The organism is Streptococcus sp. CCH8-C6, from assembly GCF_001557225.1.
In the GTDB taxonomy this organism is placed as follows: Bacteria; Bacillota; Bacilli; order Lactobacillales; family Streptococcaceae; genus Streptococcus; species Streptococcus sanguinis_C.
The window spans coordinates 52854-76574 of record NZ_LSJN01000061.1 but is presented as its reverse complement, the minus strand read 5'-3'; the positions used below and the strand labels follow the sequence as shown (position 1 = coordinate 76574).

20 protein-coding genes are annotated in these 23721 nt (G+C 42.7%); 12 read left to right on the top strand and 8 right to left on the bottom strand.

The features are described 5' to 3' along the window. Window positions 1-23: 23 nt before the first annotated feature. A complete protein-coding gene (pulA, locus tag AX677_RS06105; protein ID WP_060976510.1) occupies window positions 24-2099 on the bottom strand; it encodes a type I pullulanase in 2076 nt (691 codons plus the stop codon). A gap of 117 nt (window positions 2100-2216) precedes the next feature. Then, on the bottom strand, window positions 2217-3200 hold the full coding sequence (locus AX677_RS06100) for a LacI family DNA-binding transcriptional regulator (protein ID WP_060976509.1): 984 nt from the start codon (window positions 3198-3200) through the stop codon (window positions 2217-2219). 432 nt (window positions 3201-3632) lie between these two features. On the opposite strand from AX677_RS06100, the gene malQ reads away from it, so the two are divergent. The 4 genes from malQ to nrdI all read left to right on the top strand — a co-directional run bounded on the left by malQ (window position 3633) and on the right by nrdI (window position 8685). Beyond that, the gene (gene malQ / locus AX677_RS06095; protein ID WP_060976508.1) at window positions 3633-5144 is read left to right on the top strand and encodes a 4-alpha-glucanotransferase; all 1512 of its coding nucleotides are present in this window, start codon (window positions 3633-3635) and stop codon (window positions 5142-5144) included. Between the two features lie 32 nt (window positions 5145-5176). Further along, window positions 5177-7438 carry a glycogen/starch/alpha-glucan family phosphorylase gene (gene glgP / locus AX677_RS06090; protein WP_060976507.1) on the top strand — a complete coding sequence of 754 codons (2262 nt, stop codon included), beginning with the start codon at window positions 5177-5179 and terminating at the stop codon, window positions 7436-7438. A gap of 177 nt (window positions 7439-7615) precedes the next feature. Continuing rightward, window positions 7616-8134, top strand: coding sequence for a hypothetical protein (locus AX677_RS06085; RefSeq protein ID WP_002902015.1), 519 nt, complete (start codon window positions 7616-7618; stop codon window positions 8132-8134). 62 nt (window positions 8135-8196) lie between these two features. After that, window positions 8197-8685 carry a class Ib ribonucleoside-diphosphate reductase assembly flavoprotein NrdI gene (gene nrdI, locus AX677_RS06080; RefSeq protein WP_060976506.1) on the top strand — a complete coding sequence of 163 codons (489 nt, stop codon included), beginning with the start codon at window positions 8197-8199 and terminating at the stop codon, window positions 8683-8685. A gap of 31 nt (window positions 8686-8716) precedes the next feature. Here the strand turns inward: nrdI and argS are convergent, their stop codons facing one another. Continuing rightward, the gene (argS, locus tag AX677_RS06075; protein WP_048773722.1) at window positions 8717-10405 is read right to left on the bottom strand and encodes an arginine--tRNA ligase; all 1689 of its coding nucleotides are present in this window, start codon (window positions 10403-10405) and stop codon (window positions 8717-8719) included. A gap of 300 nt (window positions 10406-10705) precedes the next feature. Here argS and argR point away from each other — a divergent pair, with 300 nt between their 5' ends. Together argR and mutS are read left to right on the top strand one after the other, a co-directional pair. Further along, entirely contained in the window at window positions 10706-11143 is a 438-nt protein-coding gene (gene argR / locus AX677_RS06070; protein ID WP_060976505.1) for an arginine repressor, read from the top strand. Between the two features lie 78 nt (window positions 11144-11221). Next, window positions 11222-13771, top strand: a complete 2550-nt coding sequence (mutS, locus tag AX677_RS06065) for a DNA mismatch repair protein MutS (protein ID WP_060976504.1) — start codon at window positions 11222-11224, stop codon at window positions 13769-13771. 48 nt (window positions 13772-13819) lie between these two features. Here mutS and AX677_RS06060 read toward each other — a convergent pair whose 3' ends face one another. Then, on the bottom strand, window positions 13820-14281 hold the full coding sequence (locus AX677_RS06060; RefSeq protein ID WP_060976503.1) for a DUF3021 domain-containing protein: 462 nt from the start codon (window positions 14279-14281) through the stop codon (window positions 13820-13822). Then, complete coding sequence (locus tag AX677_RS06055) at window positions 14278-14718, bottom strand: LytTR family DNA-binding domain-containing protein (RefSeq protein ID WP_060976502.1); 441 nt, start codon at window positions 14716-14718, stop codon at window positions 14278-14280. The genes AX677_RS06060 and AX677_RS06055 overlap by 4 nt, the downstream gene beginning before the upstream one ends. A gap of 184 nt (window positions 14719-14902) precedes the next feature. On the opposite strand from AX677_RS06055, the gene mutL reads away from it, so the two are divergent. Further along, window positions 14903-16849: a DNA mismatch repair endonuclease MutL gene (mutL, locus tag AX677_RS06050; protein WP_060976501.1), complete on the top strand. Its 1947-nt coding sequence runs from the start codon at window positions 14903-14905 to the stop codon at window positions 16847-16849. 35 nt (window positions 16850-16884) lie between these two features. On the opposite strand, the gene AX677_RS06045 is transcribed toward mutL, so the two are convergent. Both AX677_RS06045 and AX677_RS06040 read right to left on the bottom strand, forming a co-directional pair. Then, window positions 16885-17406, bottom strand: coding sequence for an RDD family protein (locus AX677_RS06045; protein ID WP_060976500.1), 522 nt, complete (start codon window positions 17404-17406; stop codon window positions 16885-16887). Continuing rightward, a complete protein-coding gene (locus tag AX677_RS06040; RefSeq protein ID WP_060976499.1) occupies window positions 17390-17896 on the bottom strand; it encodes a helix-turn-helix domain-containing protein in 507 nt (168 codons plus the stop codon). Before AX677_RS06040 ends, AX677_RS06045 begins: the two co-directional genes overlap by 17 nt. Window positions 17897-18065: 169 nt before the next feature. Between AX677_RS06040 and ruvA the strand changes: the two genes are divergently transcribed. Further along, a complete protein-coding gene (gene ruvA / locus AX677_RS06035; RefSeq protein ID WP_060976498.1) occupies window positions 18066-18656 on the top strand; it encodes a Holliday junction branch migration protein RuvA in 591 nt (196 codons plus the stop codon). Between the two features lie 9 nt (window positions 18657-18665). Continuing rightward, window positions 18666-19238 carry a DNA-3-methyladenine glycosylase I gene (locus AX677_RS06030; RefSeq protein ID WP_060976497.1) on the top strand — a complete coding sequence of 191 codons (573 nt, stop codon included), beginning with the start codon at window positions 18666-18668 and terminating at the stop codon, window positions 19236-19238. A 9-nt stretch (window positions 19239-19247) separates the two neighbouring features. Here AX677_RS06030 and AX677_RS06025 read toward each other — a convergent pair whose 3' ends face one another. Beyond that, the gene (locus AX677_RS06025; RefSeq protein ID WP_060976496.1) at window positions 19248-20096 is read right to left on the bottom strand and encodes a helix-turn-helix domain-containing protein; all 849 of its coding nucleotides are present in this window, start codon (window positions 20094-20096) and stop codon (window positions 19248-19250) included. Between the two features lie 326 nt (window positions 20097-20422). Here AX677_RS06025 and AX677_RS06020 point away from each other — a divergent pair, with 326 nt between their 5' ends. Genes AX677_RS06020 through AX677_RS06010 form a run of 3 tightly spaced genes read left to right on the top strand, consistent with a single transcriptional unit; the run spans window position 20423 to window position 23516 of the window. After that, complete coding sequence (locus AX677_RS06020) at window positions 20423-22405, top strand: hypothetical protein (protein WP_060976495.1); 1983 nt, start codon at window positions 20423-20425, stop codon at window positions 22403-22405. After that, the gene (locus AX677_RS06015; protein ID WP_060976494.1) at window positions 22405-23028 is read left to right on the top strand and encodes an ATP-binding cassette domain-containing protein; all 624 of its coding nucleotides are present in this window, start codon (window positions 22405-22407) and stop codon (window positions 23026-23028) included. The genes AX677_RS06020 and AX677_RS06015 overlap by 1 nt, the downstream gene beginning before the upstream one ends. After that, window positions 23025-23516 carry a hypothetical protein gene (locus tag AX677_RS06010; protein WP_002922685.1) on the top strand — a complete coding sequence of 164 codons (492 nt, stop codon included), beginning with the start codon at window positions 23025-23027 and terminating at the stop codon, window positions 23514-23516. Before AX677_RS06015 ends, AX677_RS06010 begins: the two co-directional genes overlap by 4 nt. Window positions 23517-23721 lie beyond the last annotated feature (205 nt).

Genomic DNA, 23721 nt, shown 5'->3' with positions numbered 1-23721 from the left:
TTCATTGGCTGATGTTTTATAATCTATTTTAACACAATCAACTGCTTGCCAGCTAGGCTGTAACTGTCAGCTAGTGGTGCGATTGGTTTTTGGGCATCAATGGCTGGATACTTGAGATGTAATCTTTGCTTGTTTTTGTTTTCATAGACAGCCTCTTGGTTGCCAAAGTTGATGACGATTGTCATACTTTCTTTGCTGTCTTGAATCTTGTACTCCAATAAACTGTCTGTCAGCCAATTGACCTGACAGGCTTGCTTGATGGCGACGCTAGTCTTTAGATGCAGCAGCGGATGTGCTCTGCGAAAAGCAATCAGCTGTTTAACAAAAGCAATATCCTCTGTGTAATGCAGGGAGCGCAGCCAGTCTAGTTTATTGATTTCGTCAGGCATATTGTAGGTGTTGTCAATCAGATTTTTAGTCCGGAAAAATTCCTGACTGCTGTGGATAAAGGGAACACCTTGAGCCAGCAGGACGAGTTGGAGAGCCAACCGCGAATTGGCCAGCCGATCCCGCAAGGTGATAGCAGGGTTGACGATATCAAAGTAATCAAAAACCGTTGCATTATCATGGCACTCGACATAATTAATAGCCTGCTGGGGCGCGGTGAAGTGGGCCTCGCCTTTTAGACCAATATTGGCTGTCAGGACATTCTCAATCTGACTGGCAGGCGTCTTGCTCTCGATTTGCCGGCCTTGAGCGATGGTCTGCTTGAGACTGTCACGAAAATGGTCGCTGAAGAACCCATAATCTGGCAGTTGGGTAGCATTGTACTGATGGGCCAAACGCTCACTTGCCAGTCCAGTATCCATTTGCCAGCCTTCACCGTAGAGATAGATGTTAGGATAGAGTGCCTTGAGCTCGTCAGCTATTTGCTGCATGGTTTGGATATCTAAAATCCCCATCAGGTCAAAGCGGAAACCGTCAAAGCCATAGAGCCTGACCCATTGCTTGACCGACTGCTTGATATAGCGGCGAACCATGGCCTTCTCACTGGCTACATCATTGCCGCAGAAGGTCCCGTTGGTCCGGTAGCCCATATCATTGAGCCGGAAAAAATAGCCGGGAACGATTTTTTCAAAAGCATAGCTGTTGGCATCATAGACATGATTGTAGACCACGTCCATGATGACGCTGATATCAGCATTGTGGTAGGCAGAAATGGCTGACTGCAGCTCTAAGATGCGTGCATAAGGGTCTCGCGGATCGCTGGCAAAACTGCCGTCTGGGACATTGTACTGGACAGGATCGTAGCCCCAGTTGTAGACGAGCTCTGAATGCTTTTCATCAACGCTGCCAAAGTCATAGACAGGCATAAGTTGCACGTGGCTGATGCCTAGCTCTTTCAGATAGTCCAAACCGAACTTCTGGCCGTGGACGACTGGTGATTCGCTCAGCGAGGCAAACTTCCCAGGATAGGAGAAGCCAGCTTCTTTCTGCATAGAGAAATCGCGGACGCTCATTTCATAAATGACGGCTTCTGTCGGATCCAGCTGTGTTTTCGCTCGTTTGATAGGCTTTTTAATCTTTTCTAAATCAATGATATAGCTGTTGCCCGAATTAACATCTGAGGATAGGGCGTAGGGATCATGGACTTCTACCCACTTGCCATTGATCTTATGGAGATAAGAATAGGAGGCTCCCTCTAAATCTCCTTCAATGCGGGTATGCCAGACTCCCTTATCCAGACGCTTGAGATGGTGAACCTGGTCTTTCAGATGCAGGAGGACTTTTTCAGAAATAGGTGCCCAGAATCTGAAGTCGGTGGCTTGGGGACTGTATCGAGCTCCCAAATCGTCGCCTGCATAGTCAAAAATCTCATCGAAAATAGGCTTTTTCACGATATGGCGGTACTGCAGGTCGGTATGATTGCGGTCTTGGTCATAGACCTTGTAGGACTGCGTCAGGTCAATGGGCTCATTAGCCGACACGGTGTAGATAATTCGCTCTTCCTGATTGTTGATGTTTTTGATGGTTAAGGGGCTAGAGCTGTGCTTGTCTTCCAGTGTAAAGTGGATGGAGTAGGCTTCAAAGCTCTTTTCCAGTTCGATGGTGATGATGTTTTCGTCATCTAAATAGGCTTGAAAAATACGAAAGGCCATGTTTTTCCTCTTTCTTTGTCAGTTTCTCTTCGGGTAATTATTTTGAGTTTAGGCTCTTCCTTGGGTTGGGACAATGCCGTTCTGTGAATCGTTGATAAATGAGCAAAAGCACTCGGATTAGCGAGTGCTGATGCTATGCGGAATCAGCTGGCGATAGCAGATTTGCTTGTCTTCTTTATTGTCCTTGATGATTTGGAAGAGGGTCCGGAAAGACTCTTTCCCAAGCTCGAGGGCATTGATATCGATATAAGCATCTACATCAATGCGCGGTTTGAGAGAGTCAAAGGTGATAATGGGAATCTGGTAGTCCTGATCTTTGAGATAGTGCAGGGCTCCTTCTGCTACCAAGGTATCAGAGGTTACGATAGCTTCAATCTCATCCAGCGGCAGCTCCTCCATAATCTTGTAACTGTTGTCTTCCAGAAGGAAACCGAAGGCAAATTTGATAATGCGTTCATCCAAAGGTCGGTCTGCTTCATTCAGAGCTTGTTTGTAGCCTGTGTAACGATCCTGAGAAACGACCAGCTCCTTATTCCCGGCTAGAAAGGCAATTTTCTGATAGCCCTTGTCAAGGAAATATCTGGTCGCGTCATAGCCAGCCTTGATATTGTCATTGTCCACCAGAGAGATGAAAGGTGAGACAGCTTTCCCTAGGATTAGGAAGGGGAAGTTGTTTCTAACTGCAAAGTCGACCAAAGGATCGTCCTGCTTAGAATAAAGGAAGACTAGTCCGTCTACTCGCTTGCCTAAAATCATCTGCTTCAGATTTTCCAAGCGGTGCTCTTCATCTTGCCCAGTGCTGATCTGGATGGCATAGTCATAGTCAGAAGCGATTTGAGAAATCCCCCGCAATACAGTTGGGAAGAAAGGGTTTTGATAGAAGACATCTGAGTCGTCCGGTAGGACCAAGCCGATGACCTGGCTGGATTGACTGACCAGACTTCTGGCATTGAGATTGGGATGATAGTCCAGTTCCTTCATAGCAGCACGGACCCGTTTTTTGGTTTCTTCACTAATGGTTGATTTGTTTTGCACGACACGGGTCACAGTAGAGGGCGACACGCCTGCTAGTTTTGCGACTTCTTTGATAGTAACTCGCATAAAAACCTCCTAAAGGCCTGCATTTGCTGGAAATCCTTACGATAACATGAACTATTTGAAAACTAGTAGAGCCACTCGCTTTCTATAAGGAATGCAAACCTGTGCCGAAAATAGCTGGCAGCGACAGTGATTTTGCCTAACTATTGTGGTCAAAAAAGCAAGTATGAGGCGGATTCTCCACAAACGCAAACGTTTTCTGTTTGTAAGAACATTTTAACACAAAAAGAGAACGCTTGCAAGAAGAGAAAAACGGTAAACAATTGGGGCAGTAGGAGAGTCCTAAAAGAGCATTATATCCATTAATCAATAAATTGAAAAAAATCTCAAAAACCCCTTGCACTAAAAAAAAAAATAGGTTATAATCAAGTCGACGCAAACGTTTGCATTAAGTAAAAATGAAAAGGCGTAGAGGAAAAATAACGAGGTGACAAAATGAAAAAACGTCAAAGCGGTGTGCTCATGCACATTTCATCCCTTCCGGGCAAGTACGGTATCGGATCTTTTGGCCAAAGTGCTTATGATTTTGTAGACTTCTTGGTTCGCACCAAGCAGCGCTATTGGCAGATTTTGCCACTGGGAACGACCAGTTATGGTGATTCTCCTTATCAGTCTTTCTCTGCTTTCGCGGGGAATACCTACTTTATCGATTTTGATATTCTGATAGAAGAAGGACTGCTGAACGAGGCAGATGTCAAGGGAGCTGATTTTGGAGATGATCCTAGAAAAGTGGATTATGCAAAGATTTTTGACGCTCGCCGTCCAATCATGGAAAAAGCAGTAGCTCGCTTCTTGAAAGCAGACGATCTGTCTGACTATGAGAGCTTTGTAGAGCAAAATGCAGCTTGGTTGGAAGTTTTCGCTGAGTACATGGCTATCAAGGAACATTTTGATAATCTAGCTTGGACAGAGTGGCCGGATGAAGCTATTCGTCGCCGTGAGGCTGCTAGTCTCGCTTCATACCGTGAGAATCTGGCTGACAAGCTGGCCTACCATCGTGTAACCCAGTATCTCTTCTTTAAGCAGTGGTTAAGATTAAAAGCCTATGCTAATGAACATCACATCGAGATTGTCGGAGATATGCCAATCTATGTGGCAGCTGATAGTGCTGATGTGTGGGCACAGCCGCACTTCTTTAAGACAGATGCTGTTGGTAAGCCGACTTGTGTGGCAGGCTGTCCGCCAGATGAATTTTCAGAAACTGGTCAGCTTTGGGGCAATCCTATCTATGACTGGGAAGCTATGGATAAGGATGGTTATGCTTGGTGGATTGAACGCCTGCGTGAAAGCTTCAAGATTTACGACATTGTTCGTATCGACCACTTCCGCGGCTTTGAGTCTTACTGGGAAGTACCTGCTGGCTCAGAAACATCTGCTTCTGGTAAGTGGGTCAAAGGTCCAGACTACAAGCTCTTTGCAGCGGTTAAGGAAGCCTTGGGTGATTTGAATATCATCGCAGAAGATCTGGGCTTTATGACGGACGAAGTGATCGAGCTGCGCGAGCGCACTGGTTTCCCAGGAATGAAGATCTTGCAATTCGCCTTCAATCCTGATGATGAAAGCATCGACAGCCCGCATCTGGCGCCAAACAACTCAGTCATGTATACAGGAACCCATGATAACAATACTGTTTTGGGCTGGTACAAGGATGAGATTGACGACGCTACTCGCCAGTACATGGCACAGTACACCAACCGTAAGGAGTACGAAACAGTACCTCATGCAATGCTGCGTACAATCTTTGCTTCAGTCAGCTTTATGGCCATTGCGACCATGCAAGACTTGCTGGAATTAGACAGTGCAGCACGGATGAACTATCCATCCACAATTGGTGGCAACTGGACTTGGCGGATGACAGCTGAAGAGCTGAATCCAATCGTCGAAGGTGAGCTTTACAGCTTGACCAAGACTTACCGTCGTATGAATACCGATTTAATTAACAAATAAAGAACAGCTAACTAGACTTGAAAGGAGTAATCATGTCAAACTTACAAACTTATATCAAAAATACTTATTCAAAAAATCTTGCTGATTGCAGCAACGAAGAACTCTATCTGGCTCTTTTAAACTACACTAAATTAGCCAGCGCTCAAAAGCCGGTCAACACTGGTAAGAAAAAACTCTACTACATCTCAGCTGAATTCCTGATTGGTAAACTCTTGTCTAACAACTTGATCAACCTTGGACTTTACGATGATGTGAAGCAAGAATTGGCAGATGCTGGTAAAGACTTGATCGAGGTAGAAGAAGTTGAGTTGGAGCCGTCTCTGGGTAACGGAGGTTTGGGACGTTTGGCTGCCTGCTTCTTAGACTCTATTGCGACCTTGGGTCTTAATGGTGATGGTGTAGGACTGAACTACCACTTTGGTCTCTTCCAACAGGTTTTGAAAAACAACGAACAGACAACAATTCCTAACTTCTGGCTGACTGAGCAAAACTGGTTGGTTCGCTCTAGCCGCAGCTACCAAGTGCCATTTGCTCACTTCACTTTGACATCTACTCTTTATGATATTGATGTGCCAGGCTACAAGACAGAAACTAAGAACCGTCTTCGTCTCTTTGATTTGGACTCAGTGGATGCGGATATCATCACAGACGGTATTGACTTTGATAAGACAGATATTGCCCGCAACTTGACCCTCTTCCTCTATCCAGATGATAGTGACAAGCAAGGGGAATTGCTCCGTATCTTCCAACAGTACTTCATGGTTTCAAATGGTGCTCAGCTGATTATTGACGAAGCGATTGAAAAAGGCAGCAACCTGCACGACTTGGCAGACTATGCTGTCATCCAAATCAATGATACCCACCCATCTCTGGTTATCCCAGAAATGATTCGTCTCTTGACTGAACGTGGTTTGGATCTGGATGAAGCAATTGCCATCGTACAGAAGATGACTGCTTATACGAACCACACGATTCTGGCAGAAGCTCTTGAAAAATGGCCTCTGGAATTCTTGAAAGAAGTAGTGCCGCATCTGGTACCAATCATCAAAGAGCTTGACAAGCGCGTGAAAGCTAAATACGCAGATCCAGCAGTGCAAATCATTGATGAAGACGATCGTGTGCACATGGCTCACATGGATATCCACTACGGATACAGTGTCAATGGTGTTGCTGCTCTGCATACAGAAATCCTGAAAAACTCTGAGCTTAAAGCCTTCTACGATATCTACCCTGAAAAATTCAATAACAAGACCAACGGTATTACTTTCCGCCGCTGGCTCATGCATGCCAACCCACGTCTGTCTCATTATCTAGATGAGTTGCTGGGCCGCGACTGGCACCATGATGCAACTAAGCTCGAAGGCTTGTTGGAATTCACTGGCGCTGCAAATGTTAAAGAAAAATTGGAAGGTATCAAGGCTCACAACAAACGTAAATTGGCTCGTCACTTGAAGGAAGCCCAAGGTGTGGAAATCAATCCAGAATCTATCTTTGATATCCAAATCAAGCGTCTGCATGAGTACAAGCGCCAACAAATGAACGCTCTGTACGTTATCCACAAGTATCTGGATATCAAGGCTGGTAACATCCCTGCTCGTCCAATTACTGTCTTCTTCGGTGGTAAGGCTGCTCCTGCTTACACAATTGCACAGGACATCATCCACCTCATCCTTTGCTTGTCAGAAGTGATTGCTAATGACCCTCAAGTGGCTCCACACCTGCAAGTAGTTATGGTAGAAAACTACAATGTTACAGCGTCTAGCTTCTTGATTGCAGCTGGTAACATTTCTGAGCAGATTTCCCTGGCTTCTAAGGAAGCATCTGGTACTGGTAACATGAAGTTCATGCTTAACGGTGCTTTGACTCTTGGTACTATGGACGGAGCGAACGTTGAGATTGCAGAGTTGGTCGGCGAAGACAACATCTACATCTTCGGTGAAGATTCTGAGACTGTTATTGACCTCTACGCAAAATCTGCTTACAAGTCTAGTGAGTACTATGCGCGCGAAGCTATCAAGCCATTGGTTGACTTTATCGTCAGCGATGAAGTCTTGGCAGTCGGTAAAGCTGAACGCTTGGAACGTCTTTACAATGAACTGATCAGCAAGGACTGGTTCATGACCCTGCTGGATCTAGAAGACTATATCCAAGTGAAAGAGCGCATGTTGGCGGACTACGAAGATCGCGATGCTTGGATGGACAAAGTCATCGTCAATATCGCTAAAGCTGGCTTCTTCTCATCTGACCGTACTATCGCTCAATACGAAGAAGAAGTATGGCACTTGAACAGCTAATATCTTTAAATCAAAAAAGCCGAGACAGCAGTGTTTCGGCTTTGATTTTTTAATCGAAGATATGAATAAGGATTTTGCTATTGTGTAGGCTTCTGAAAAGGTGTAAGTCAATCGGTCTTGTCAGCTTTTTCTTTTCGGTGTATAATAAGTGAAAATATTTCTTTACAGGAGGCGTTCATGAAAAAGAAACCAATTTATCTTTATGTTTTGCTGGTCTTGTCAGCAATCGGAACTTTACTAGGAGTATGGAGCCGTTTTTTCTCTAAATTTTCTGAGGTAGATTATACACAAATCGGTTTCTCAAAAGAATTGAGTGATCAGACAAATCAGTTTAATAAACTTTATTTTGAATTTCTTCGTAATGGAATGAATATGATGATTTTTTTCGTTATGACGGCTCTGTTAATAGCATCTATCGTCTTTTTGGTTAGAAAAAATCTGCAGATGGCTAATATTAGCTATATCGTTTATATACTAGTCAGTTTGTTATCTCAAGTTTACGTCTATATTTCATCGAAAGGAATTGTTGGCAAGGTATTTACAAGCCCTGAAAACATTGCAACGCATTCAAACAGCCTTCTTTTAGGAACAGTGCTGGGCTTTATTATCAGTTTAATTTATCTTTCAATCGTCGTCTTTAAGCTAATCCAGCAGCAAAAAGAGGCTGAAAAAGCGGAACTAGCTGCAAACGAATAAAATTTGACAAATAACAGATAAGTGCTTACAATTTTAAGAAGCAATATCTGTTATTTTTTAGAATGGAGAATAAAATGACAAAGGTTTCCTTGGTTTACATCAGCTTGAGCGGCAATACAGAGAGTTTTGTCCGACGGCTGACAGACTATTTGCTGGAGCAGCATCCAAGCCTAGAAGTAGAGAAGATTCATATCAAAGACATGGTAAAGGAAGGGCAGCCCTTTTTTGAAATGGACAATCCTTTCGTAGCTTTTCTGCCGACTTATTTGGAGGGCGGCAATGGTGTGGACAATGGTGATGTAGAAATTCTGACAACCGATGTGGGGGACTTTATTGCCTATGGTCAGAATGCCAGCAAGTGCCTGGGCGTCATTGGCAGTGGCAATCGTAACTTTAACAACCAATACTGTCTGACAGCCAAGCAATATTCAGAGCGCTTCGGATTTCCGGTTTTGGCTGATTTTGAAATGCGTGGCATGTTGGGAGACATTAAGAAGGTTGCAGGAATTATTGAGGAGCTCTATCACATTGAAAAAAACGAAAACCAGTGAGGTTTTCGTTTTTTGATGTTCTAAATCAAGCTTACATCTTTTCTGGGGCTTCTACTCCCAGCAGACGCAGAGCTTCTTTGAGGACAACAGCTGTTGAGTAGCTGAGAGCCAGACGGCTGTCACGCTCAGGGCTTTCGTCCAGAATCCGTGTGTGCGCATAGTATTTGTTAAAGGCTTGAGCCAGACTGATAGCGTATTTGGCAATCAGAGATGGCTCATAGTTATCAGCAGCACGCTTGACAACGCGACCGAAGTCTTGAAGCAGCTTGATAATTTCCCAGCTTTCTGGATCGTTCAGGCTGTACGTAGCCTCTGCATCAGGCTGGAAGTTCGCCTTGCGCAGGATAGACTGGATACGAGCATAGGCATACTGGATGTAAGGGCCTGTTTCTCCCTCGAAGGAAACCATAGCTTCCAGATCAAAGTCGTAACCATTGCGGCGGTCAGTTTTGAGGTCGTAGAACTTAACTGCTCCTACCCCAACTGCACGAGCAACAGCTTCCTTGTCTTCCAAATCTGGGTTTTTAGCTTCAATCTGGCTCTTAGCCCGGCTGATAGCTTCCAGCAGAGTTGGTTCGAGGAGGATGATGTTTCCTTTACGTGTAGACAGTTTTTGACGGTTCTTAGTCACCAGTCCGAAGTCAACGTGAATCATGTCATCGCTCCAGTCAAAGCCCATCTTTTTCAGAACGGCCTTGAGCTGTCTGAAGTGGTTGGCCTGCTCTTGACCTACAACATAGACATTTTTGACAAAGTTGTAAGTGCGAGCCCGGTAGATGGCTGTTGCGATATCCCGTGTAATGTAGAGGGTAGCGCCGTCTGATTTTTTAATCATAGCAGGCGGAAGGTTAAAGTCTTCCAAGTCTACAATGCTAGCTCCTTTTGATTCCTGCAGGAGACCCTTGTCTTCGAGGATTTGAATCCCTTCATCCATCTTGTCATTGTAGAAGGCTTCGCCGTTTAGGCTGTCAAATTCGACACCTAGGAGTTCGTAGATACGGTTGAATTCTGTCAGACTTTCATCGCGGAACCATTGCCAGAGCTCAGTTGCTTCTGGGTCGCCATCTTCCAGTTTCTTGAACCAAAGGCGGCCTTCTTCATCCAGAGATGGGTCGTTTTCAATCTCGGCATTGATACGCACGTAGAGTTTGAGGAGCTCGTCGATTGGGTTGGCTTCAACAGCTTCCTGGCTTCCCCACTTCTTATAAGCTACCATCAAGAGGCCAAACTGTTTGCCCCAGTCTCCCAAGTGGTTTATTTTGATGGTGTTGTAGCCAATCTTGCGGAAGATGTTGGAAAGAGCATCACCGATAACAGTAGAGCGCAAGTGGCCGACTGAGAAAGGCTTGGCAATGTTTGGGCTGGACAGGTCAATGGTGATATTCTGATTGTTTCCTTCGTTTTGCTGGCCGTAGTCAGCTCCGTCTTTGATGACTTCTTTGATGACTTGGCCAGAAATTTCAGCCTTGCTGAGGAAAAAGTTGACATAAGGACCAGTCGCAACGACTTTATCAAAATGCGCTGTGTCAATCTTTTCAGCGATATCAGCAGCGATGATTTGAGGAGCTTTGCGCTCAGTCTTTGCCAGAGAAAAGGCTGGGAAGGCGATATCGCCAAGTTCAGAGCTCTTTGGCTGCTCCAATAAATTTAAAATAGCGTCTTGATCAAGGCTGTCAATAACCTTGGCCAATTCGCCGGCAATCAACTGTTTGTTATCCATATTTGCTCCTTTGTGTCTTTTGTTATTATTTTATCACATTTTTCAAGGAATCTTCAATTTTTTTGGGAATAATTTTTGGGCTAATAGGAATTTTTCTGATATAATAAGAGGGATAAGAACCTGTATTTATAGGTGAGTTTTCCATCTAAATGCTTCCTTCCCTGACACTCTTGGTTAAAGTTTTTTGTTTATTCTCAGTATTCCTGCAAATCTTTGCCTAGATTGATGGAGAAGCAGCCTTTAATCGGATGAAGTGCCCTTCATGAATGCAGCTTCTAATTATTCAATAATGAGGTAAAAATGAGAAAGAATGACCGTCATCAGTTAGTCAAAACGATGATTAAGGAAGAAAAGCTAGGAACGCAAAAGGAGATTCAGGATCGTCTGGAAGCGCAAGGGATTTATGTAACGCAGACTACCCTGTCGCGTGACCTCCGTGAAATCGGCCTGACTAAAGTTAAGAAGAAGGGGCTGACTTATTATGTTTTGGCGCATGAGACTGAAGAAATTGATTTTATAGAGTTTTTAGCCAAGCATGTGGAGAGTGTGGCCAGGGCAGAGTTTAGTCTGGTTCTTCGCACTGGTCTGGGAGAGGCAACAGTGCTAGCCAATGTCGTGGATAGCTCGTTCGATAGCCGCATTCTGGGAACCGTTGCGGGTGCCAATACTCTTTTAGTGGTTTGCCGGGATCAGGCAGCTGCTCAGGAGATTGAAGATCAAATACAGGAAGTGATGTAAGAGTCACAGTTTTTTCAGGAAAAATGGAGAGGTTTGAGACAGAAGTCCTGACCTCGTTTGTTTTTAGAAAGGATAGAGATGGCAGTAGAAAAGTTATCGCCAGGCATGCAGCAGTATTTGGATATCAAAAAGGACTATCCAGATGCTTTCTTGCTCTTTCGGATGGGGGATTTCTATGAGTTGTTTTATGATGATGCGGTCAATGCCGCCCAGATTTTAGAGATTTCCCTCACCAGCCGCAATAAAAATGCAGAAAATCCTATTCCCATGGCCGGAGTTCCCTATCATTCGGCTCAGCAGTATATTGATGTTTTGGTCGAATCAGGCTATAAGGTAGCGATTGCAGAGCAGATGGAAGATCCCAAGGAAGCCAAGGGCGTTGTTAAGCGGGAGGTCGTTCAGGTTATCACGCCGGGGACAGTAGTGGATTCCAGTAAGCCGGACTCTGCGAATAACTTTCTGGTGGCTTTGGATTACTCAGACGGTCTCTATGGTCTGGCTTATATGGACTTGGTGACCGGTGAGTTTCAGGTGACCAGTCTAGAGGACTTTGCCTTGGTCTGCGGGGAAATCCGCAATTTGAAAGCTAGGGAAGTGGTGCTGGGCTATGCCTTGCCAGAAGCTGAGGAGCAGGTCTTGGCTGGACAAATGAACCTCTTATTATCCTATGTACAGACAGCTTTGGACGATGTTCAGCTGCTGGGCGAGGAGCTGTCTCCTATGGAGCGTCAGGCAGCGGGGAAATTGCTGGAGTATGTGCACCGGACCCAGATGAGGGAGCTCAGCCATTTGAAGAAGGCCCAGCATTATGAAATCAAGGACTTTCTGCAAATGGACTATGCCACCAAGGCGAGTCTGGATTTGACAGAAAATGCTCGCTCGGGTAAGAAGCACGGCAGTCTTTATTGGCTGATGGACGAGACTAAGACGGCCATGGGTGGCCGCATGCTGCGCTCTTGGATCCAGCGTCCGCTGATTGATGAAGCGCGGATTAGCCAGCGACAGAATGTCGTTGAGGTTTTTCTGGATCATTTCTTTGAGCGGAGTGATTTGACGGAGAGCCTCAAGGGAGTCTACGATATCGAGCGGCTGGCTAGTCGGGTTTCTTTTGGCAAGACTAATCCCAAGGATCTGCTGCAGCTAGCAGCTACATTGGGCAATGTGCCTCAGATTAAGGTTATCTTGCAAGGAATCGGCAGCCCGCATCTAGCTCGTTTGATTGAGGGCTTAGATCCTATTCCAGAGTTGGCGGGCTTGATTAGCTCAGCTATTTCGCCGGATGCACCTCATATCATCACCGAGGGCAATATCATTCGGACAGGCTTTGATGAGACCCTGGATCAGTATCGGCTTGTGCTGAGGGAGGGGACTGGATGGATTGCAGAGCTGGAAGTCAAAGAACGTGCTAAGAGCGGCATCAGCAATCTGAAGATTGATTACAATAAAAAAGATGGTTACTATTTCCACGTGACCAATTCCCAACTGGCTCATGTGCCTAGTCATTTCTTTCGCAAGGCGACCCTGAAAAATTCGGAGCGTTTCGGAACGGAGGAGCTGGCCCGGATTGAGGGAGAGATGCTGGAGGCGCGTGAAAAATCTGCTAATTTGGAATACGAGATTTTCATGCGGATTCGCGAGGAAGCAGGCAAATACATCCAGCGCTTGCAGGCCTTGGCACAAACGCTGGCAGCTGTAGATGTCCTACAGAGCTTTGCTGCCGTGGCAGAACAACTGCATTTGGTGCGCCCTGTCTTTACTGAGGAGCGCCGTCTGCAGATTGAAAAAGGTCGGCATGCTGTTGTGGAAAAGGTTATGGGAGCCCAAAGCTACATTCCAAATAGTATTCTGCTGGACCAGGAAACGAACATTCAGCTGATTACCGGGCCTAATATGAGCGGGAAATCAACTTATATGCGCCAGCTGGCTATCATCGTTATTATGGCACAGATGGGCTCTTATGTGCCCGCTCAGTCTGCCAGTCTGCCAATATTTGATGCGATTTTCACTCGCATCGGTGCGGCGGATGATCTGGTGTCCGGCCAGTCCACCTTTATGGTGGAGATGATGGAGGCCAATCGGGCCATTCGGCAGGCCAGCGAGCGTTCGCTCATTCTCTTTGATGAGCTGGGGCGCGGGACGGCGACTTACGATGGGATGGCGCTGGCTCAGGCTATTATCGAGCATATTCATCATTATACTGGAGCCAAGACCCTCTTTGCCACTCACTATCATGAGCTGACAGCCTTAGAGGATAGCTTGGAGCATTTGGAAAATGTCCATGTGGCAACCTTGGAAAAGGACGGGCAGGTGACTTTCCTGCATAAGATTGAGCCGGGTCCGGCTGACAAGTCCTACGGAATCCATGTGGCGAAGATTGCCGGACTTCCTGAGAAATTACTGGAGCGGGCGGATAGCATTTTGAGTCATTTGGAGAGTCAGGATACAGGACTAGGCTCAGAGCTTCCTACCGAATCCAGACAAAAACGGTTACAAGTGGCGGAGCAGATGTCTCTTTTCGCAGAAGGAACGGAAAATCCAATCCTGACTGAACTCCGAGACTTGGACATCTACAATATGACTCCCCTGGAAGTCATGGCAGCAGTGGCCGAGCTCAAGAAGAAGTTGTAAAAATAAAGAACAGACTTGTTAATGCTTCAAGTCTGTTCTTTTTATTTCTCACGATTTGCCAGACAAACCGCTATTGATTTTTTGAATGTTGCGATAGGTGTGGTAATAGATGGCGCCTGAAATAATTAGATAGATAAGGGTGAATTCCCAGACGGCAGTCAGTGTCAGGCTGAGTATTTTTTCTCTTGGGAAGAATCCAGCTAGATTAGCCAAAAGTACAAAGGTCAGAATCATCGCACAATAGTGGCTAACGACGGAGCGAATAATGCTCCAGTCTCTTTGGAAGAAGCTTCCACTCCATCTGAAAATAGCTCCCATGATAAACCAGATAAGCAGGCAGTAGAGCATGATGAGGGAAACATGGACATGCTGGCTCAAAAAGAAGTGGCCAATAGGAGAGCGAGGGTGAAGCGGTAGATAAGCTGGATTGTAAAAATAAGAAACAATCATGGAGAAGAAGAGACCGATGAAAATCCCTCCGAAAAAGAGTTCTTTAAGACGAGTTTTCATAATTGCAACCTTTCTTTAATGGATTTGAGATAGCGGCGGGACGAGTATGTCTGATCGCCGTTTTTCAGAAATATTTGAATCAGACCATTTGGAGTCAGCTTGAGGTGGCTGATTTGTTGGCTGTTGATAATCTCCGACTGAGAAATCTGCAGGAAATACTCCGACAGGACCTGCAGCAATTGATAAAGAGCTTGTTGAGCTCGATAGCCGTCTTTTTCTGTCCGAACCTGAATCTGGCGATTTTCTGTATAGATTCGGTGGATTTCCTTAGCATCCAGCAGATAGATTTCATCTTCTTTTTTGACATGAATCTTGTCTTCTTTGCCTAGATGTTGAGCAAAGTGGACCAATTCCTGAATGCTTTCTGTCATGAGGCGAGCCTCAATGCTGACGGAGTCTTCGGTGACTTGAGAATCAATTCTTAGCTTAACTTTCATAACTTCCTCCTTTCACCTTTATTAAACCGCAACTTGGCAGCGAAAACAAGCCCTTTTGTCCATGTGGCAGCTATTTGTGTCTATCTGGTTGGTCTTGTGAGCAGAGTGGTTAATACAAGGCTGCCTTCTGATAGAAAGAGCCCAATGTGTTATAATAGATAGCAGAACGAATACGGAGAAAAAGATGTCAAAAATTATCGAACTTCCAGAAATTCTAGCCAATCAGATTGCGGCCGGTGAGGTCATTGAGCGGCCCAGCAGCGTGGTCAAGGAGCTAGTGGAGAATTCAATTGATGCGGGTGCAAGTCAGATTACTATCGAAATCGAGGAGGCCGGACTCAAGGGCATTCAGGTGACGGATAATGGCGAGGGCATAGATCACGAAGATGTTCCTCTGGCTCTTCGACGCCATGCTACCAGTAAAATCAAGAAGCAGGCGGATCTCTTTCGGATTCGGACGCTGGGTTTCCGTGGTGAGGCCATTCCTTCCATTGCTTCTGTCTCGCGCTTTACCATTGAGACTGCAACGGAAACGGGCCAGCACGGAACTTTGCTAGTTGCCCAAGGTGGTGAGATCGAAGAGCATGAGCCTACCAGCAGTCCGGTAGGAACGAAAATCAAGATAGAAGATCTCTTTTTCAATACTCCCGCCCGGCTCAAGTATATGAAGAGCCAGCAGGCTGAGCTGTCTCATATCGTTGATGTGATTAATCGGCTCAGTCTAGCCCATCCGGAAGTAGCATTCACCCTTATCAGTGACGGCCGAGAAATGACACGGACTGCCGGCAGTGGCAATCTGCGTCAGGCTATTGCAGGCATCTATGGCCTGGCAACAGCTAAGAAAATGGTGGAAATCTCGGCTTCAGATCTGGACTTTGAGGTGAGCGGCTATGTCAGCCTGCCTGAGCTGACTCGTGCGAATCGCAATTATATTACGATTCTCATTAATGGCCGCTATATAAAGAATTTCCTACTCAATCGTGCTATTTTGGACGGCTACGGCAGCAAGCTGATGGTAGGCCGTTTTCCACTAGCGGTCATCAATATTCAGATTGACCCCTATCTGGCTGATGTCAATGTCCATCCTACCAAGCAAGAGGTGCGGATTTCTAAAGAGCGAGAACTCATGACCCTGATTTCGCAAGCTATTGCGGCTAGTCTCAAGGAGCAGGATCTTATCCCGGATGCTTTGGAAAATCTAGCCAAATCAACTGTTAAACGTGCCAATAAGCCTGAACAGACCAGTCTTCCGCTGAAAGAAAATCGCCTCTATTACGATAAGGAGAAGAATGATTTCTTCCTCAAGCCACAGGTGGCCGAGCAGCAGCTATCCTTTGAAGAATCAGCGGAACCTGTTCATGAAGCGACAGATGAAAAATCAGAACTGCCACAATCAACTTCGGTCAAATTTGCAGAGAGAAAGCCTGCCAGCTATGACCAACTAGACCATCCAGAGCTAGACCAGGCTAGTCTGGAGCGGGCTGTGGATAAGTTGGAACAGGAAGAGAAGTCAAGCTTCCCAGAGTTAGAATATTTCGGTCAGATGCATGGCACTTATCTCTTTGCTCAGGGCAAGGGTGGTCTTTACATTATTGACCAGCATGCTGCCCAAGAGCGGGTCAAGTATGAGTATTATCGGGAGAAGATTGGAGATGTGGACAATAGCCAGCAACAGCTCTTGGTACCCTATATTTTTGAATTTCCAGCAGACGATATGCTGCGAATCAAGCAGCGGATGGAGCTGTTAGAAGACGCTGGCATCTTTTTAGAAGAGTACGGAGCCAATCAGTTTATCCTCCGTGAACATCCGATTTGGTTCAAAGAAGAGGAGATTGAGGCCGGCATCTATGAAATGTGTGATATGCTTCTCCTGACCAAGGAAGTTTCCATTAAGAAATATCGAGCAGAGCTGGCCATTATGATGAGCTGCAAACGCTCCATCAAGGCCAATCACAGTCTGGATGACTACTCTGCGCGTGACTTGCTCTTTCAGCTGTCCCAGTGTGACAATCCTTACAACTGTCCACACGGCCGACCGGTCTTGGTCAACTTTACCAAGTCGGATATGGAAAAAATGTTCCGCCGCATTCAGGAAAATCATACTAGCCTGCGGGAGTTGGGGAAATACTAAACCTTATAGAAAATCAAACAGCCCTAGTTATAAAACTAGAGCTGTTTTGAATTTTTGAGCTGAACTTGTGTTCCAGCAAGAAAATCAGCTGGATGGCGTTTGTCTTTGCGAAGCAGTCCCATCGGTAGAAAGATTAAGAAGAGAATCCCTGCTGAAGTTGACAAGAAAATTGACAGTGTATCTGCTTGATAAGCACTACGGATAGCTCCCATATGTCCAAGCTGCCAAGGGAAAAACTTGATAGCAGATCGCAAAAAGCTGTGGGAAAGGCTCCTATGTTTGTAAACCAACTGTAAACCTGCCCAACGCTTGCCAAAACTGCCTTTTCTATAGTCAAGCCAAGCAAAGATGATAGTTAGAGGCAGAACTGAGCTAGAAAAAGCCAGTAGCTGGCTCTGGGCTTCAGTGAATATAGGAATGCCTCCTAGAACCAGATTATAAAAGCCCATAGCTAGTAAAAAAAGAGCAATGAGGTAGCCTGAGATGAAGAGCCAGTCTCCAATCAGCTCTTTCAGACGAGTTTTGACAGGTATGGGATTGTCAGTTTTTAGTTTCATCTTTAGCACCTTCTTTCTTAGAATCCTCATCAAGGCCGATAACCTTGTCCAGATACTTTTTCTTAATCTTTAGCGCCTTGTTAATAGCCATTGCTGATGCGATTAAGAGGAAAAAGCTCAACCAGACCAGGGCAGTGAATTTTGCTGGAAAGCTAGAACCTGCGAAAAAGAGAAAGATAGCCAGAGCTGATACAAAAATATATAGAACCTGCCAGAAGCCATAAGATTTTACTTCCTTGTAGTAGCGATTTTTTTCGTCTTCTGAGAGGACGGGTTTTATTTCCGGCTTATCGCTGTCTTCTAAAAGCAGATAATCTGTCGTCACTTGGAAAATCTTGCTCAGTTCTACAACTTTTTCGAGTTCTGGCAGTGCTTGGCCAGACTCCCACTTGGAAATGCTTTGGCGAGAGACATTGATTTGTTCAGCTAGCTTTTCTTGTGACCAGCCCTTTTCTTTTCTTAGTTCAAATAATTTATCGGCGAGTTTCATGATTGCAGCCTCCTTTTCTTTGCTAACTCTATCCTAACAGCTTTTAGTTATCTTGAGAATACAGCTTCCTGTACATTTTGTCAACCACCGGTTGCACTTCTATTTGCAGTTTCCAGGTAGAAAATATGATATACTAGATAGGCAAAATGATACAAAAAGAAGGAAGATTATGTACGAATATTTTAAAGGAATCATCAGCAAAATTACAGCCAAGTACATTGTATTGGAAGTCAACTCTATCGGCTACATTCTTCATGTGGCCAACCCCTATGCTTACTCAGGCCATCTTCATCAGGAAGCCAAGGTCTATGTTCACCAGGTGGTGAGAGAAGACGCGGAGCTCCTTTACGGTTTTGCGACCGAGGAGGAGAAACAACTCTTTCTCAGCTTGATTTCAGTCTCAGGTATCGGACCAGTGTCTGCTCTGGCAATTATTGCGGCGGATGATAATGCTGGCTTAGTGCAAGCCATTGAGCAGAAAAACATCACCTACCTGACCAAGTTTCCTAAGATTGGCAAGAAGACAGCTCAGCAGATGGTGCTAGACTTGGAGGGAAAGGTAGTGGCGACGGATGGTCCGACAGAAAGCAAGGCGCCCGTCCAGAATGGAGATAATCAGGAGCTGGAAGAAGCCATGGAAGCTATGTTGGCTCTGGGCTACAAAGCTGCTGAACTTAAGAAAATCAAGAAATTCTTTGAAGGCACGTCGGATACAGCTGAAAACTATATCAAGTCAGCTCTCAAGATGTTGGTGAAATAGGAGAAAGCTATGACCAAACGCTGTGGCTGGGTAAAGATGAATAACCCTTTGTATGTAGCTTATCATGATGAGGAGTGGGGCAAGCCCCTCCATGATGATCAGAAATTATTTGAATTGCTTTGCATGGAGACCTATCAGGCTGGACTTTCTTGGGAGACCATTCTGAATAAACGCCAGGCTTTTCGGGAAGCTTTTCATTTCTATGACGCCCAGAAAATTGCCCAGATGACGGATGCAGACTTGGATGCTCTTTTGGATAATCCTAATATCGTCCGCAATAAGATGAAGATCTATGCGACTAGGGCTAATGCCCAGGCTTTTTTGGCTGTTCAAAAGCAGTTTGGCTCTTTTAACGACTATATCTGGTCCTTTGTCGATTTCAAAACGATTGACAATCAAATTACGAACTACAAGGAAGCCCCTACTAAGACAGAGCTGTCAGAAACTATGTCCAAGGCGCTGAAAAAGCAAGGCTTCAAATTTGTTGGTCCTGTTTGTGTCTATTCATTCTTAGAAGCCGCTGGCCTTATCAATGACCATGAAAATGATTGTGACTTTAATCCACATAAAAATACCGTTTGAGAAAGATTCTCAACGGTATTTTTCAATTTCTTCTTTTAGAGATTTTACTAGCTCTTTTTCATCGGCAAGGTGTAGTAGAGCAATCCCTTTTTTTATTAATTCGTTATCATTTTTGCAAATTCCAAGTCGAATCTGTGAAAGCCCGAGGGAATCATAACGTTTTTCTTTTTTTGACAAATCGTAAATGTACTTAGTAATTTCAGCGCATTCTCTCTTTAATCCATTATAAAGATAGATGGTAGAAAGGTTGACTAAGAGTCCGATTTGTAGATTATTCCCATTGCGAAATGATTGGTATTTTTTTATGCTATTTAAAATCTTTTGGGTAAATTGTTTGATATTTTCTAAAGGGAAGAAATAAAGGATGGTAGAAAGCAGTCGAAAATCACTTTCATACCAAGTGTCCTGTTTTTCTAAATACGCCCAAATTTTATTGGTAGTAGCATTAATTTCTTTTGTCTCAGAAATTCCATTTTGTCTCAGATGAATAGTAATATTGATGCTATCTAAAGCATGTTTAATCGGAATATCGGAATGTTTATATAGATATGCCTCGCATTCTCTCTTTAGTTGTAACAAACCTTCTGTCCCTACAATAGACTCACCTTGGTTGTAAAGAGAATTTAAAATTTTCTGTCTCTGACTAGGTTGATAATAATCACAAATGTATTTAAATTCTTCTAGTGTCATATCTATCTGGCGAAGTAAAAAAATCATGGTATCGAACTTTGGCACGACTTGCCCGCTTTCAATTCGTGCCAAAGTTGAGCGAGCTAAAAAATCTCCACAAATTTCTTCTTGAGTCAACCCTTTTGATTTCCTAATTTTTTTATAGATTTTTCCATAATCCCAGCGCATAAGAACTCCTTTTTAAAATGTTACTAAAAGCTACATTTTGAAAAAATATTTTAAAATAGTATACCATGAAATAAAAAGGAGGGCAAAAATGAAGAAAGTGAAATACAATTCTATTTTATTGGCAATGACGCTAATAATGCTTGTAAATGCACTCCCATGGTGGTGGCCGTGGAGATAAGGTGGATAGGATAGAAGGGGAGTGAGTTCAATGTTCTAAATATTTCAAATAAATGCACATTGGAACTACTTTAAATTTTAACAATAGTTTATGAAAGTTGGAAGACCCAATAATATTATAGGGTCTTTTATAATATAGGTAGGAGCTTATGAAATTAAAATTAGGTGTTATAGGACTCTTTTTTTGCTTAATTGCTGCCATTGGTCTGGTTAGTATTAGTGATACTCAAAAACCAATACCTTTACCAATTGATGGTGCCTTCTCCATTCAAGGGAAAAGCAATCTTTCTAATGAAGAAGTGTATCAAATGATTAGTGGCCTATCAGAAGAAAAAAAAGTTAAAATATACAAGCCGGTGGTTCAGAATTCAGGGCAGTTGACTTATATAAATCTTGATGATGCCAGCTATGAACAATTAAAGTCTGTACCGATAACAGGGATGTACTATACTCTAGGGGAAATAGATTCAAATGATTTAAAAAAACTTACGTCTACAGGTCTGCAAGTAGTATATATAGCTTACCCTTGGTATATGGGAGGAATGATACAATTTACTGGCTCTTTAAGATTTTTGTTAATGATTTCAATTTACTTAACCTTATTAGTTGTTTTATTTGTTGTTAGAGCGAGAAAGATTAAAGAAGGGGTGATAAGACGTTCTTTAGGATTACCTATGTATAACCTAAAAAAGGATTACTTAATTTCTGTTACTTTTGAGCTGATTTTAGTTGCTTTATTGATGGTTTTCTATGGCTCTTTTCTGGGGAGTGGTCTCTTCACCTATAGTTCCAAGTTATTCTTCTCTCTACTTCTAACCAATTTTATAATTTTTCAAATCATTGATCTCATCACCTTTGTTTTATTTTGGCTGACGATTCAGGTTGAAAAACCTATTGAAATTATAAAAAACAAGGCCAAAAACAGCCTCATTTTTATCGTATGGCTTGCGGTTATTTCTAGCATAATAGTTGTTTCAGGAGTCTTTTTACGGGAAACAAAGGCTAGTCAATCAAAGATAAATATACAGATAAAGCATTTAGAACCATGGAGTGCAGTAAAAGATTGGAAAAGACTAGAGTTTTTGGGTATTGAAAATGAATCTGTTACTAATGGAGAAGAAGCAAATGACTCAGGAGCTAAGTATATAGAGATTGCTAAAGCCTTAAAAAAACTGGATTTTATATATATCAAATCATCTTCAGTCTATGTTCCAGATTTTATGAAAACTTCTCATGTTACAGAAGATTTTTCTAAGCAATTAAAAAGTGATGGGATAACGAATCCAGAGGTTAATAAAGAGCTGGTTTATATCAATCAAACAGGTGCTAAGGTACAAAATAAAGTTAATGGAACAAACTATCGTATTTTAGATAATAAAATAGCAACCATCTATATTCCTAATAAATTTAAAGAGAATAAGGCATCAATCGAGAATACGGTTGTAGCAGAACAATTTACTGGTACAAACTATACAAAAGATGATCTTACGGTGCAAGTCATTCCTGATGGGCAAGAATTTTTCTATTTCAATGAAAATGGCAGTAGTATCCCTGAAAATAAAGATAATCTACCTTTGGAAAGTGTGACAAATAGTAAGAGTAATATAGTGGTTGTATTAGATACTGATAAAATGGTAGAAACTAACGATTTTATTTTGGCAAGCAATATCATATATAACTCACTTTTTAGTCCAGAAGCAATTAAGGACATCAACGATTTGAGTGCTAGTTTGAATTTTTCAATCAATCCAGTCGAGGTTTACCAAACTGTGAAACTTAATATTCAATCTTTAGAGCACCAAATTCTCCTTTCAAAAATACTGCAAATAGTTATTTGCGGAATTGTATTTCTACTCATTTATCAATATGCTCAAATGTTTGTTGCCTTAAAACAGAATGACTATGTCAAAAAAATCATTTTAGGCCTATCGAAAACAGGTATAGCCATTTCAAGTCTAAAATATTTTATGATAACGATTATAATGGTTATCTTATTGACATTTATCATGACAGGACAAATAGAGTTATTGTATATTGGTCTTGCTTCTTTAACGGTTTTAATGATGTCAATAATAATAAGTTTCAGAAAATTATCTGATAGATACACTCAAATTCTAAAAGGGGATGACTAATGACAATTGAAATTGTGAATGTTACAAAAAAATATGGCTCAAAAGAAATATTTACAGATTTAAATTTAACCTTTGAAGCTGGAAAAAGCTACGCCTTGATTGGCGGTTCGGGTTCAGGTAAAACTACCTTGCTAAACATTATAGGAAGGCTAGAAAAAATTGACAGTGGAAAAGTGTTAGTTGATAAACAGGATATTTGGAAAACAAAAGAAAGAACCTATTTTAAAAATACTATTGGGTATGTATTCCAAAATTATTCTTTGATAGAAAACAAAACAGTATATGATAATTTAAAACTCCTCAATAAAGACAAAAAAATTATATCTGAGATACTTGAAAAAGTAGGCCTTTCTACGGACTATTTAAAACATAAAATATATGAATTGTCTGGGGGACAGGCTCAGCGTGTAGCTATTGCAAGAATGTTAATGAAACCGCGTAAAATTATTTTAGCGGATGAACCTACAGGAGCCTTGGATAGTGAGATTGGGAATGAAATCATCAACTTATTATTGAGTGAAGCAACCAAGGATAATTATGTTATTATAGCAACGCATGATCCAGCTGTATATAGTAAAGTTGATGTTATCATTGATATAAAAGATATAGGAAGTCAGGCATGAAAAAGAAAATTTATATTAGTTTGCTACTAGTCATTGGAGTACTCGCAATCGTCTTAATTGGCAAACAAGTGATTAAAAAAGAAAATCCCAATAAACCTTCGGTGGATTTAACAGTCTATACAATCTCTTCGAATGATACCGAAAGATGGGATAAGGTAAGGCAAGTAGAAACAGAAGATGCTGTCTATCTAATATCTGTCAAAGAAGTAGCATCTTCAGAAGAAGTGTTTTCAAATATTATTGCAGATGGCACTGCTATGGGGTTTGGGGTTAGTGAAGAAGAAGTTAAACAATTTAACAATAATTTAGGAACTACTGTAGTAGATGCTAAAAATAATAAATTGATTGGGATAGAATTCTTCACTTTTTCTGATGATGGCAAGGGATTTTCAGTAGCGAATTTTGATTACGGCAAAAAAGAGTTTAATAATCAAAAAAAAGAAAAGAAAGAGTTCTATAAAAAACTATACGAAGCGTTTAAAAAATAATTTATGATGACACGACAAACGCATAAAGACAAAAGTTCCAATAAATTTTTGAAATACAAATCTTGATTCAGCTCATTTGTCAAAGGTAGCTGCAGTTTTACTTTCCTCTTTTTTCTTTGCTGTCTTATATGTAAAAAGTGAACGCAATCTTTGCTTGTCAGTTCTCTTTCATAATTTTCATAATAGTGCGACTATATTCCTTGCT